The sequence below is a fragment of the Pseudarthrobacter sp. N5 genome (assembly GCF_050157035.1).
GTDB lineage: Bacteria > Actinomycetota > Actinomycetes > Actinomycetales > Micrococcaceae > Arthrobacter.
This window is the reverse complement of the sequence record NZ_CP189593.1, coordinates 3,646,278-3,659,542: the sequence shown is the minus strand read 5'-3', so window position 1 is coordinate 3,659,542 and position 13,265 is coordinate 3,646,278. Positions and strand designations below refer to the sequence as shown.

Annotated in this window: 11 protein-coding genes; 2 read left to right on the top strand and 9 right to left on the bottom strand. The window is 64.3% G+C overall.

Translation table 11 applies throughout. The annotated features are described in order from the left end of the window. Positions 1-90: 90 nt before the first annotated feature. The 7 genes from merA to ACQCST_RS17480 all read right to left on the bottom strand — a co-directional run bounded on the left by merA (position 91) and on the right by ACQCST_RS17480 (position 8,896). Positions 91-1,533, bottom strand: a complete 1,443-nt coding sequence (gene merA / locus ACQCST_RS17510; RefSeq protein ID WP_426996987.1) for a mercury(II) reductase — start codon at positions 1,531-1,533, stop codon at positions 91-93. 464 nt (positions 1,534-1,997) lie between these two features. After that, positions 1,998-2,255 carry a hypothetical protein gene (locus tag ACQCST_RS17505; RefSeq protein ID WP_426996986.1) on the bottom strand — a complete coding sequence of 86 codons (258 nt, stop codon included), beginning with the start codon at positions 2,253-2,255 and terminating at the stop codon, positions 1,998-2,000. Positions 2,256-2,843: 588 nt separating this feature from the next. Beyond that, positions 2,844-3,224: a hypothetical protein gene (locus ACQCST_RS17500; RefSeq protein ID WP_426996985.1), complete on the bottom strand. Its 381-nt coding sequence runs from the start codon at positions 3,222-3,224 to the stop codon at positions 2,844-2,846. A 401-nt stretch (positions 3,225-3,625) separates the two neighbouring features. Beyond that, positions 3,626-4,447 carry a bifunctional allantoicase/(S)-ureidoglycine aminohydrolase gene (locus ACQCST_RS17495; protein WP_426996984.1) on the bottom strand — a complete coding sequence of 274 codons (822 nt, stop codon included), beginning with the start codon at positions 4,445-4,447 and terminating at the stop codon, positions 3,626-3,628. Beyond that, positions 4,444-5,769, bottom strand: a complete 1,326-nt coding sequence (locus ACQCST_RS17490; RefSeq protein WP_426996983.1) for a DUF6986 family protein — start codon at positions 5,767-5,769, stop codon at positions 4,444-4,446. The genes ACQCST_RS17495 and ACQCST_RS17490 overlap by 4 nt, the downstream gene beginning before the upstream one ends. A 3-nt stretch (positions 5,770-5,772) precedes the next feature. Then, positions 5,773-7,386 (bottom strand): malate synthase A, encoded by a 1,614-nt coding sequence (aceB, locus tag ACQCST_RS17485; RefSeq protein WP_426996982.1) that lies wholly within the window; start codon positions 7,384-7,386, stop codon positions 5,773-5,775. A gap of 52 nt (positions 7,387-7,438) precedes the next feature. After that, the gene (locus ACQCST_RS17480; protein WP_426996981.1) at positions 7,439-8,896 is read right to left on the bottom strand and encodes an NAD-dependent malic enzyme; all 1,458 of its coding nucleotides are present in this window, start codon (positions 8,894-8,896) and stop codon (positions 7,439-7,441) included. 211 nt (positions 8,897-9,107) lie between these two features. On the opposite strand from ACQCST_RS17480, the gene ACQCST_RS17475 reads away from it, so the two are divergent. Next, positions 9,108-9,863 (top strand): IclR family transcriptional regulator, encoded by a 756-nt coding sequence (locus tag ACQCST_RS17475; protein ID WP_426996980.1) that lies wholly within the window; start codon positions 9,108-9,110, stop codon positions 9,861-9,863. Positions 9,864-9,980: 117 nt separating this feature from the next. Here ACQCST_RS17475 and ACQCST_RS17470 read toward each other — a convergent pair whose 3' ends face one another. After that, a complete protein-coding gene (locus ACQCST_RS17470; RefSeq protein ID WP_426996979.1) occupies positions 9,981-11,489 on the bottom strand; it encodes a nucleobase:cation symporter-2 family protein in 1,509 nt (502 codons plus the stop codon). 153 nt (positions 11,490-11,642) lie between these two features. Further along, positions 11,643-12,551 carry a factor-independent urate hydroxylase gene (gene pucL / locus ACQCST_RS17465; protein ID WP_426996978.1) on the bottom strand — a complete coding sequence of 303 codons (909 nt, stop codon included), beginning with the start codon at positions 12,549-12,551 and terminating at the stop codon, positions 11,643-11,645. Positions 12,552-12,971: 420 nt separating this feature from the next. On the opposite strand from pucL, the gene ACQCST_RS17460 reads away from it, so the two are divergent. Next, on the top strand, positions 12,972-13,154 hold the full coding sequence (locus tag ACQCST_RS17460) for a hypothetical protein (protein ID WP_426996977.1): 183 nt from the start codon (positions 12,972-12,974) through the stop codon (positions 13,152-13,154). Positions 13,155-13,265: the final 111 nt, after the last annotated feature.

The window sequence follows — 13,265 nt, the reverse complement described above, 5'->3', positions numbered from 1 at the left end:
GGAGGCAAGCCGCTCTGTGACATCGGTGATGTTATTCGTCATGGTGTTCCCTTCCGGTTGTTAACCGAGCGGTGGTGATTTTCCTGCGGGTCAGGAGGCGCAGCAGGAGAGCCGTGAAACGTCGGTGGTGAAGGACAGTGCGGCGATCCTGAGGCCTTCGGCCATGGTCAGGTAGGGGCTCCAGAGGTTGGCGACCTGCTCCACGGTCATCCCGGCTTCCAGGATGTACACCCCGGCGGCGGCCAGGTCCCCGGCGTCCTTGGCGACGGCCGTGATCCCGACAATGCGCCGTGTATCTGCGTCGGCGACGATCTTGATGAAGCCGCGGGTGTCCCGGTTGACCAGGGCGCGGGGGACGTATTCCAGGGGCAGGACCCGGCATTCACAGCGGATGCCGGCATCGTTCGCTTCCTGGTCGGTCATGCCGACCGCGGCCAGGGCCGGGCTGGTGAAGGTGACCCGTGGCAGGTGCCGGTAGTTGACTTCGCGGCCGGCGTTGTTGAACGCGTTCTCCACCATCAGGGACCCGTGGGAGGCTGCCACGTACACGAATTCGCGGTGACCGGTCACGTCCCCGGCGGCCCAGACGCGCGGGTTGGTGCTGGTCAGGGTGTTGGTGACCAGGATTTGGCCGGCGTCCCCTGTTGTGACGCCGACGGCTCCCAGGTTCAGCCCGTCGGTGACCGGCCGGCGCCCGGTGGCGACCAGCAGCCTATCGGCCCGGAATTCACGTTCTCCCCCGGCCACGTTGGCGGTGGCCACCACTTCCCCGGTTTCCGGGTCTGTGCGGACAGTGCTGATAGCGGCACGGCTGATCACTCGGATTCCCTCGTCTGCGAAAACGCCGGCCAGGGCCAGGGCGGCTTCTGGTTCCTCCCGCGAGGCCAGCCGGGACCGGACCAGCACGGTCACTGTGGAGCCGAGACGGGCGAACAGCTGGGCCTGTTCCAGGGCCACGTACCCGCCGCCGAAGACCAGCAACGATTCCGGGACCGCGTCCAATTCCATCGCCGTGGTGGAGGTCAGGTAGTCCACGTCCCGAAGGCCCGCCACGGGAGGCGTCCACGGGGCCGAGCCGGTCGCGACCAGATAGTGCCCGGCCCGGACGTCTTCCCGGCCCCCGTCCGCAGCGGTGATCTCCAGCACCGGCTCCTCCTGGCTGCCGGTGAATACGGCGTTGCCCTGGCGCAGTTCCCACCCGTACTCGCGGATCAGGTCCACGTATTTATCCGAGCGCATCGTTTCGACGAGGGAGCGCTTGCCGCCGATCAGTTCCGCCATGTCCACCGGGCCGGCTGACGTCGAGATGCCGGGGAACCGGGCCGCGTCAAAGGACACGCGCCGGGCCTCGGCGGCCGCCAGTAACGCCTTGGAAGGCACGCAGCCGGTGTTCACGCAGGTGCCGCCGATCGTGGAGCGCTCAACCATGACCACGCGTTTGCCCAGGTTGGTGGCGCGGATCGCGGCAGCGAAGGCGCCGCCGCCGGAGCCGATAACGGCCAGATCGAAATCAAACGGTGTTGCCTCAGACATGAAAGCCTCCGGAAAGTCGCTCAGGAAATGTCCCGGGCGGCCGGCCCGGGCGTGTTCGCGAAGTTTTGTGATCCAGTCTGCACCTTCCACCACGGGGGAAGGTTAATGGTGCGCAAAAAAGCCACATCGGTGAGGGACTTCGTGTCCGTGTCGATGTTGCCGGCGGTGAACGCAGGCCGGCACTCCAGCTCGTCCCGGACCGCATTATCGGCCGCTGTGGCGGAGCAGTCCGCGCCCACCGGAGAGGCGTCCCGGAGCCCTATAAACGCGCCCTCCTGGCATGCCGGACTGATCCTGGGTCAGGACGGCACTGTGTCGTTGGGGAGGCGCTGTTCGTGGCCGTCGTCGTGCGCGGCCTCGTTACCGCCGCCGGTGCGGCGGGGATCATCCGGTTCAGATCCAACCTCCGCCGGGTAGCAACCGCACCTTCGCCACCGGACAAGCGGCTGCAGGAGCCGATGCCGTCAGGGCCGTGCTGCGTCGAAGAAACGGTCGGCGGGAGGGTTTGTGGTGGATATGTCCTGGTGTGCCTTGGCCTGGATGAAGAGCCTGTCTTCCTCGGAGAGCAGGGCCTGTCCGTGGGAGTCGAGGTCGGAGTTTTCGCCGGTTGCGGTGTTGATGGTGGCCGCGAGCGTGCGTGGAACCATCATGCACCCCGGATTGTCGAGGAACCATTGCCGGGTGGCCGGACAGAGCAGGTTCCAATGTTCCTTGATGTGCATCCCAGCCACTGCTGCCTTCACGGTTGGGCCCGGGCCAGGGTCTGCCGGGAGCGGACTGGGTCCGGGTAAAGGCGAATTGGTCATGGGCTGCCCCCTGGGATGATGGCGTGGTTCCTGTATTCGGGCCGGGCCATCAGGATACGTCCGTTTACTTCGGAAAAACAGAGCCCGCGTTGACTCATGGAAAACCTTAGAAAAGCGGCGTGGTTCGCCGTGTTGGCAGCTGCCCCAGGCTATGCCCCCTAGACCCGTCAACAGAGTCAGGAACAACTGAGCTGCCGAAGGATTTTCAATGCGGAAACGAGGACAGCCATGCGCAGGTTTTCAAATGAGGCAACAGGGAGCCGGCCGCGAGCCGGCAGCCCTTGCAAGGGCACGGCCCGGGCTATCCCTCTGCTTTCCCGGGCCGATGGTCATGCCTCAGCTGGTGCCGGGCGGACGGAGCATCCCGGTGGCCGAGGCAACGGGTGTTGCCGGGTTCAGTTCAGGGTTTCATCCGGAATTGTGACGGCCAGGACCGCGCGGTTCCGGCCCAGTGATTTGGCCTGGTACAGGGCCGCGTCCGCGGAGCGGATCATCCCCTGAAGGTCAGGGCGCGATGTCGGTGGTTTTGGTGCGGCGCAGCCGGTGCAGTTCATCGAGGGCCAGGTGCAGGAATGCGGTGCGGTTCAGAAGCCCCGTGAGGCCGTCGTACGTCGCCCGCATCCTGAGGTCCTGGGTTTGTTGTTCGTTGCTCAGCACGGCCATGCTGAAGGACACGACCACCAGAAGGACGGTGGTGGCCAGGGTAGTTGCCGGGGATCCGAAGTAGGCAAGAAAGACCGGGCCGTGGGGGCCCTCCGCCATGAACACGGCCCACCGGCCGAAGTAATAGACCGCGAGGAGCGCGGACGCCGCTGCCATCGGCTGCTGGACGCGGGAGTAGCCGGGCGTCAGCAGCCACAGCTCGAGGGAAGCGAGGGCGATCATCAGCCCCATCAGGGCCAGGAAAACCGGGCGCCGGCCCAGACGCCCCTGGTCAGAGCCGCGTCCAATATTCGAGGTTCAGGGTGCCACCGTTTATTGATGTCGATAGAGGGATCACGCGAATACGCTCTGAACGCGACGCCAACTTATCAGGACTCCGTTGTACCCCACCGGTGAGAGGTGGAGTGATCGTTGGACGTCCTTCTGCTTCTGCTTGCGTCGAAAAAGCGGCCGTGGCCGGCATTGCTTGGCATTGGTGTCGTAGGGGATCGAACAAGCCAACGGCCGAACAAGAATCTGTGCTCATTATGAGCCGGAAACAGCGAAGTCGCGGGTGCGGTTCCTGGACGGCGTACCGTCACGCCTCTCAGGAACCGAACCCGCGACGTCGGCGTGAAGACAGACTACGTCAGGCGGATCTGGCGGTTGACGTCCTTGTACAGCAGGTAGCGGAACGGGCCCGGGCCGCCGGCGTAGCAGGCCTGCGGGCAGAAGGCGCGCAGCCACATGAAGTCGCCGGCCTCCACTTCAACCCAGTCGTCGTTGAGCCGGTAGACGGCCTTGCCCTCGAGGACAAAGAGGCCGTGCTCCATCACGTGGGTTTCGGCGAACGGGATGGAGGCGCCGGGCTGGAAGGTGACGATGTTGACGTGCATGTCGTGGGCCAGATCGTCCGGGTCCACAAACCGGGTGGTGGCCCAGGCGCCGTTGGTGCCCGGCATGGGGCGCGGTTCCACGTCCTGGTCCCGGGTCACGAAGGACTTCGCAGTGTGTCCTTCGAGCACTTCGTAGGCCTTCCGGACCCAGTGGAAGGAGGCGGCCTCTCCACCGGCGGGGGCGTCATTCCTGACCTTCCAGTCCGATCCTGCGGCGAGGTACGCGTAGCCGCCCTCTCCGAGCTGGTGGATTTCGCCGTCGAGCGTCAGCGTCAGGGAGCCCTTGGTGAGGAAAATGACGCCTTCGACGCCGGCCTCCACCTCCGGCTTGTCGCTGCCGCCGCCGGGGGCCACTTCCACGATGAGCTGGGAGAACGTGGTGGCGAAACCGGCGATGGGCCGGGCGATGATCCAGGAACGTGTGTTGGTCCAGCCGGGCAGGTTGGACGTGACGATGTCCCGCATCACACCCTTGGGGATGACCGTGTACGCCTCCTTGACCACTGCGCGGTCGGTGAGGAGCTGGGTCTGCGGCGGGAGGCCGCCTTCAGGGGAAAAGTAGTTGCTCACGAGTTCGCTCCTTGCGGTGATGTGGCCAGTGGGGTGGAAGAAAAGTGGGAAGAATGCTGTGCCAGCCGCGGGTGGGCCAGTGCGGTCAGCTGGGGAAGTCCGACGCCGGTAAGCACCAGGACTTCATCGGCACCTACGGCGCCACACTGGACGCCGCGAAGGACAAAAGCGGCGAGCGCCCGCGCGGTGGCTGGTTCGTCCATCACGCCGCCCTCCCTCTGTTCCACGTAGTTGCGCAGGCGTGCTGCGGCAGCCGGCAGGCCTTCGCGGTAGAAGGCATACGTGGCAGCGAAGCGGCTGGGCAGCTGGGAGGCATGCAGATCCCAGCCCTGGTAATAGCCGCGCTCCAGGGAGCGCCGGACCAGGCGTCCGTGCAGTTTCCAGGCGTTTTCCACGTTGTCACCCACGGGGATAATGTTGGTGGAACCGTCGGAGAGCCGGATACCGGTTCCGGCCACAGCCAGCTGCATGACCTCTTTGGCGAGATCGGCCACCGGATGCTCCATGGACTGGTACTCGGCGGAGATCTGCAGCGAGGCGGAGTAGTCGTAGGTGCCGTAGTGCAGGGCGCTGATCCGGCCCGGAACCGCGTGCGGCAGCTGTGCTACCGGTGAGGTTCCGTCCGGGCCCAGGATGAGCTGCGGCGTTTCCACCTGCACCTCAAAGCGCAGCCGGCCAGCGGGCAGCGAATGTACTTCCTCCAGGCGGGACACGGCATAATCCATGGCCTGCACCTGCGCCACCGTGGTGACCTTGGGCAGGGTGAGAACCAGCCCGGCGGGAAGCTCGCCGGCAGCGGCCAGACCGGACACAAACAGGTCCAGGGTGCGCAGGCCGCGGGCCCTGGTGGGCGCCTCGAAGCACTTGAACCGGATCCCGATGAACGGCGGGGCGGAGCCGGCAGCAACAGCGGCGGCCACGGCGGAAGCCGCCGCAACAGCGTCGGCATCCTCGGCGTCGTCGCCCCTGTCCCCGTATCCGTCCTCGAAGTCCAGGCGCAGATCCTCGATCGGCTCATGGCCCAGCTTCGCTTCCACACGGGACGCGACGGCGGCAGCCAGTTCCGCGTCCTGGCCCAGCAGCTCACCCAGGCGGGCAAAACCGCCGTGGGCTGCCGCCGTCGAAAGTGCCTGGTTGCCCCACTCAGCGGCAAGCTGCGGCGTAAAGCGGTCCGCGGGGACATAGACGGTGTGGACGGGCTGGCGGGAGCCGTCGTCGCCCGGGTAGTTCTGCTCCAGCAGCTGGTCCGTGGCGGCGAGCTGCGCGTCGATGTGTGCGAGGTCCGCCTGGGACAACGAAGAAGTCGGTGAGGCTTCCGCCATGCCTCAGCCCACCAGTTCGTAGGCCGGGGTGGTGAGGAAATCCGTGTAGTCCTCGGAGAGGCAGATATCCGCGATCAGGGCGCTGGCCGGTCCGTAGTAAAGCCGGAATGCCTCATCACCGACCTCCACCCGCAGGCGATCCGTCTCCTCACCCAGGATCTTCTCCACCAGCTCGCGGGTCACGGTATTTCCCGTATCAGCCAGCACCGACTTGTTGCGGATCTGCTGCCACACCTGGGAGCGTGAGATTTCCGCCGTGGCGGCATCCTCCATGAGGTTGTGGATGGCCACCGCGCCATTTCCTGACAGCCACACGGCAGTATAGGCGACGGCGACATACAGGTTCAGGCGCAGTCCGCCTTCGGTGACCTGGCCCTGTGCGGAGGCAATATCCAGCAGCTGCCGTGCGGTGACATCGACTTCCGGGCGCTGCTTGTCCAGCTGGTTCGGGCGGCCGCCCTTTTCCGGATCGCCCAGCACGGCGTCGAACACTTCGCGGCAGGTGGAGACCAGATCCGGATGTGCCACCCAGGACCCGTCGAAGCCGTCGTTGGCCTCGCGGGTCTTATCTGCCCGGACCTTCGCGAAAGCAGCCGCCGTAACCTCGGGGTGGCGCTTATTCGGGATGACGGCGGCCATGCCGCCCATCGCAAAGGCACCGCGGCGGTGGCAGGTCTTGACCAGCAGCTCCGTGTAGGCGCGCATGAACGGCGCCGTCATGGCAACCGTGGCACGGTCCGGCAGGACAAACTCCTCGCCGGCATCGCGGAAGTACTTGATGATGCTGAACAGGTAATCCCAACGGCCGGCATTCAGGCCGGCGGCGTGGTCGCGGAGCTCGTAGAGGATCTCGTCCATTTCGAACGCAGCCGGAATGGTTTCGATCAGCACCGTGGCGCGGATGGCGCCCTGCCCCAGGCCAAGGAAATCCTGCGCGTAGACGAAAACCTCGTTCCAGAGGCGTGCCTCGAGGTGGCTCTCCATCTTCGGCAGGTAATAGTACGGGCCCTGGCCGTTCATGATCAGCTGCTTGGCGGTGTGGTAGAAATGCAGGCCGAAGTCCACCAGGGCGCCGACGGTGGGTTCGCCGTCGATCAGCAGGTGCTTTTCCGGCATGTGCCAGCCACGGGGGCGGGCCACCACAACAGCCAGCGGTTCATCGGTGCGAAGGGTGTATTCCCTGCCCTCGGGCGAGGTGTAGCTCAGCGATCCGGTGGCGGCGTCACGGAGATTCAGGATGGCATCCATGACATTGGGCCACGTGGGCGTGCTGGCGTCTTCGAGATCGGCGAGCCACACCTTGGCGCCGGAGTTCAGCGCGTTGATGGCCATCTTGGCGGGCGAGGCGGGGCCGGTCATTTCCACCCGGCGGTCCTGCAAGGCTGCCGGCGCCGGCGCAACCTTCCAGTCGCCGTCGCGCACGTCCTGGGTCTCCGGCAGGAAATCCAGCGTGCCTGTTTCGGCCACGCGCTGACGTTTGACGCCGCGCGCCTTGAGGAGCTCGTTGCGCGTCCCGGCGAATCGTTTGTGGAGCTCCTCCACAAACGCCAGTGCCTTCGGGGTCAGAATCTCCTCTGCTCTGGCGATCGGCCGGGGGTCTGTGACTGTGATAGCCATGGTTGGTCCTTTCCTGGACTGCGGGCTGTGGACTGCGGACTGCGGGCGTGGGTCAGGCGGTGGCGAAGGCGGCGTCTGCGGTTGCCGTGCTGCCTGCGTTCGCGGAAGCCGTTGCCGAAGAAGCCGTTGCCGCGTGGGCGGCGGCTGCAACAGCGGACGCGACATCGGCGGCAACGTGCGGGTCAAAGACGCTGGGGATAATGTAACTGGCATTGAGCTCATCGTCAGCCACCCGGTTGGCAATTGCCTCGGCGGCGGCCACCAGCATCTCCGGAATGATGTCCGATGCGCCGGCGTCCAGCAGTCCGCGGAAGAAGCCCGGGAAAGCCAGCACGTTGTTGATCTGGTTAGGGAAATCGCTGCGGCCGGTGGCTACAACGGTCGCGTACTTTGCGGCGATGACGGGGTCGATTTCCGGCGTCGGGTTGGCCATGGCAAAGACGATCGCGTTCTCAGCCATGGACGCAACCTGCTCCTCGCCGATCACGTGCGGGGCGCTGACGCCGATGAACACGTCCGCGCCCTTGAGCGCTTCGTGGAGGGTGCCGGAGAAGCCCTCTTCATTGGTGTTCGCAGCGATCCAGCCGCGGTGTTCATCGCTGTATTCCCCGCCGGCGTGGATGGCACCGGAGCGGCCTGCTGCCACGATGTGCTGCGCGCCCTGGGCCTTGAGCAGCTGGATGATGGCAGAACCGGCCGCGCCCACGCCGGAAACAACAATGCGGACCTCGGGGAGCTTCTTGTCCACCACGCGAAGGGCGTTGGTCAGCGCCGCGAGGGTGACGATCGCAGTGCCGTGCTGGTCATCGTGGAACACGGGGATGTCCAGTTCCGCACGCAGGCGGTTCTCGATTTCGAAGCAGCGCGGCGCGGCGATGTCTTCGAGGTTGACGCCGCCATAGACCGGGGCCAGTGCCTTGACGATCATGATGATTTCCTCGGTGTCCTGGGTATCCAGGCAGACGGGCCAGGCATCAACGTTCGCGAACTGCTTGAACAGGGCCGCCTTGCCTTCCATCACAGGCAGCGCGGCTGCCGGGCCGATGTTGCCCAGCCCCAGCACCGCTGACCCGTCAGTGACAACGGCGATGGTGTTCCGCTTGACGGTCAGGTTGCGGGCAGCTGCAGGATCCTCAGCGATGGCCAGGCAAACACGGGCGACGCCGGGAGTGTAGGCACGGGAGAGATCGTCGCGGTTGCGCAGGGCTACCTTCGGGACGACTTCGAGCTTGCCGCCGAGGTGCATCAGGAAGGTGCGGTCCGAAACGTGCTGGACAGTGACGCCGTCGAGCGCGTTGAGCGCATCCTTGACGCGGTTGGCGTGATCGTCGTCGGTGGTGTTGCAGGTGACGTCAACAACCAGGGTCTCGTGGTGGGACTCAGTGACGTCCAGTGCGGTGATCGCGGCGCCGGCAGCTCCGACCGCAGCGGCAAGCTCGCTGGTAGCGCTAAAGCTGGACGGTGCTGCCACGCGCAAGGTGATCGAATTTCCGGGGCTCGGGTTCGCCATTGAATGTCCTCCTGTTAGGGCCCTGTCTCCGGGCCGGCTCTCGTTTCGAAATGTTTTCGTATTATGGATATTATTATCTACTTTGTGGAAATACAAGCCCGCCGTGTCCATCGACCAGTGGCTGGCGGTGCTGTATGTTAGGTCTTCAAAGCAATTTCTTTTCACGATGCGGATAAGAGTTGTCGGAATCTGAGCCATGGGAGCCAAAGGAATGTCGGAAAAAGCCTCCGGAGGTGTGCAGTCCGTTGAGCGCGTCTTCGAACTGCTCGAACTCATCACAGACGCCGGTGGAGACGTCACGCTCAGTGAGCTGTCGTCCTCCACGGATCTGCCGCTTCCCACCATCCACCGGCTGCTCCGGACGCTGGTCACGCTGGGCTACATCCGCCAGCTGCCGAACCGCCGGTATGCGCTGGGCCCCCGGCTGATCCGGCTCGGCGAAGGTGCCAGCAAGCAGCTCGGTGCCCTGGCGCGGCCGCAGCTCAAGTCCCTCGTGGACCGGCTGGGCGAGACGTCCAACATGGCTGTGCTCGACTCCGACATGGTCATTTACGTGGCCCAGGTGCCGTCCCTGCACTCCATGCGCATGTTCACCGAAGTGGGCCGCCGCGCCCATACGCACGACACCGGCGTCGGCAAAGCGATCCTGGCCCAGCTGGATGACGAAGTGGTGCGCGGGATCGTGGCCCGCAGCGGCATGCCTACACCGACGTCGAAGAGCATCGGGGATATTGATTCGCTCCTGGCAGACCTGAACCTGATCCGCGAACGCGGCTACTCCATTGACGAGGAAGAGCAGGAGCTCGGCGTCCGCTGCTTCGCCATGGCTGTGCCCAACGCGCCCACACCGACGGCCATTTCCGTGTCCGGGCCGGTGTCCCGCGTGGACCAGTCCTTTGCTGACCGCGCCGTGCCGCTGTTGCGGGCGGCCGCCCAGGCGATCTCGGACGAGCTCAACCAGAACTAGATTCCTTGCCCGCGGCGGGTCAAATCCCTCGCCCACCCACGCCCCGCCCCCGCGAGGGGACAGTTGAGGCCCATGTTTTGGAAAACATGGGCCTCAACTGTCACTTCGGCGGACGCTCTAGTGTTCGGGAGACTTGCTGACTGATTGGACCGGGACTTCCTTGCCGTCGCAGTCGATCAGTTTGCCGTCCTCGAACCGGTCGCCATGCGCGAGGCAGGCAATATCCTCCTCGCGGATCACACGCCCGGTGCCGGCCACAAACACGGACTGGTTCTCCGAGTTACCGGCCTTGAGGTGGTTGAACAACAGGTTCAGCAGGATGGCCATCACTGCGGCCGAGCTGATACCCGAGTGGAAGATGGTGCCGAACCAGGACGGGAACTGGTCGTAGAACGTGGGGGCCGCAATCGGAATCATGCCGAAGCCGATTGACGCCGCCACAATGATCAGGTTCATATTGTTCCGGTATTCCACCTTGGACAGCGTCCGGATGCCGCTCGCGGCCACCGTTCCGAAAAGTACGACGCCGGCGCCTCCCAGGACGGGAGTCGGCACCGCTGCGACCACCCGGCCGAGTACCGGCAGCAGACCCAGCACCACCAAAATGAGGCCGCCGGCGCTGACCACAAAGCGGCTCTTGATCCCGGTGATGGCAACGAGGCCAACATTCTGGGCGAAGGCGCTCTGGGTGAAGGAACCGAAGATCGGCGAGATCGCGCTGGAAAGCATGTCTGCCCGCAGGCCGTCGCCGATCCGCTTGGAATCCACCTTGGTGCCCACGATTTCGCCCACGGCAATGATGTCCGCCGAGGTTTCGGTAAGCGTGACCAGGATGACGATCAGCATGGAGATAATGGCCGCGATGTGGAAGGTGGGCGGGCCGAAGGCAAAGGGTGTGGGGAAGGCCACGATGTCACCCTGGCCCACCTTGGAGAAGTCCGCCATTCCAGTGACGAAGGCGATGACCGTGCCCACCACCATGGCAAGCAGGATGGACAGCCGGGAGATGGCAGCGTTGCCAACCTTGCTGAGCAGCAACACGATTCCCATGGTGGCCGCGGCCAGTCCGATGTTGGCCATGCTGCCGTAGTTCGGTGCCTTGCTGTTGCCGCCCATGGCCCAGTTGGCAGCCACTGGCATAAGGGTCAGGCCGATCGTGGTGATCACCGTACCGGTGACAACGGGCGGGAAGAACCTGATGATCCTGGAAAAGAGCGGGGTGATGGCCAGGCCGATCAGCGAGGCAATGATCACCGAGCCGAAGACCGACTGGATGCCGCCGCCACCGTGGACGATTGCCACCATGGTGGAGACGCCGGCAAAGGACACGCCCTGGACCAGCGGCAGTTTGGAGCCGAAGAAGGGGATGCCAACCGTCTGGAGGATGGTGGCGAGTCCGCCCACAAAGAGGCAGGCAGCGATCAGCAGGCCGATGTCCTGGGAGGACATACCGGCGGCGGCGCCGATGATCAGCGGCGGGGCGATGATGCCGCCGTACATAGTGAGGACGTGCTGGAAACCGTACGCGAAGCTGCTGCCGATGGAGAGGCGCTGGTCTTCGGGGCGGGTGGACGGCTGACGGCTGGACTTGGCCCCGGCGGTGGGGGATTTCTTCTTAGTGTTCATGGCAGACTTTCTTGGTTCATGGCAGACGCCTTCGTCTGGCTAACAGTGTCTGGCTAACAATTTGCTGGTGAAGAGGTTCGTGAAGTGGGGCCCCCACCCGGAGCTTCTGGCACGGTGTGTACCGAAACTCCGGGCGGAGCAGTGTGAATCGCTTTAGCAGAAGCCCGCGATGCCGGACCATGCGAGGTCTGCCGGGGCGGCGTCGTCGCGCTGGACGGTGGCCTCGATCAGGCCGTACGGGCGGTCGGCGGCGAAGAAGACCTCGTTGGGGTTGTCGAGGCCGAACGGCGAGAGGTCCACCAGGAAGTGGTGCTTGTTGGGCATGGAGAACTTGATCTCGTCGATCTCGCTGTGGGCTTCCAGAACCTTGGTCCCCATGTCGAACAGGGTCTGCTGGAGTGCATGGGAGTAGTTCTCGGTGAAGCCTTCGAGCAGGAGGCCCTTGACATCGTCGTAGCTCTTGTTGAAATCAAGTGTGCTGAAATCAGTGCCGGCGTTGAAGCGCCAGCGGGCGGTAACCTCGGTGGCGAGGATCCGGTCGGTGGTCTCCGGGAGGGTGGTGTATTTCTCCTTCGGGTAACCGACGAAGCCAGACTCCGTCGACTTCAACACCGTAAGGTCGGTGAGCCCGGAGATGACGTGGGTGGCAGCGCCGTCGCGGACCACCACCGCAGTGCGGATTTCCTGGCCGTTGCGCACAAAGGAGTGGTTGTGAGCGCTGCCGTGGGCCTGGATGCGGTCCCAGCTGTAGGACTCGGCTTCCCAGCGGCCGCCGGTCACCCAGTCAAAACTGGACGTGAAGTGCTCGCCGAGACGCAGCAGGAAGGCCTCAGGGGATCCGATTCCTTCGCGGGCGAAGGCGTACACGGTGTTCTTCTGGGTGTCCGTGGCCACCACGTGGGCGTTGTCGCCTTCGAGGTGGGCTGCGGTGAAATCCCCGCGCAGCTGCGAGGTGACGTTCAGGTCTTCGATCTCGTGGCGGTCGGTGTCCCTGGTGATCTTGACGACGCGGACTTCGGCTTTGCCGTACTGGTTAGCGCCGAGGACGATGTTGTTGCTCATGGTCAGTTCCCAACTTCCGTAAGTGGAACCAAGGTTCCACAGTGAAATTAAGCGTGTGTTTCCCACGCGTTTCGTGAACTGTCGACCCAAAAAAAATGAGCCGACATCGATTGATGTCAGCTCATTACGACCCTGCCTGCTGCTCTCAGGTTACGTGACCTGGGCCACGAACTGTGTTAAAGCGTAGCGCCACATTGCCGTGGTGTACATCACAATCTGAAAATTTCGATTGTGACCGTCCCGGGATGCGCGCGTGGATCCGCGCCGGCTGGCACCTTCGGTCCAGTCTTCGGTCCAGCCCTTGAGCCAGACCTTGACGCCGCGGCGGCATCCGTCCTAAGATTTCCGCATAACAATATTTACTTTCCACATTATGAAAAGTCGGAAAATATCCGCGCAGATCGCGACGAGGAGGAACAGATGTACCCGATGGATAAGGACAACGTCACGGCAGTCAAGGCCGCCGCAGTCGTCCCGGAGTTCTACCTCCCCACCGGAGGGACGGATCCGGATTTCTATATTCCGGCCGACCGTGGCCAGGAGCCCGGGCCGTTCTCGCGCTGGATGCACCGTCTGCCGGTAGTTGGCTGGCTGCTCTCCTAGAAGGACTCCTGACCACCGCCCCCATGTAATAAGCTTTGCCTGCATACTTAATTTCGGTGTACCGTAAAAATCTGCCGATGTGCCGCTGGCAGACATGCTGAAATTACCGAG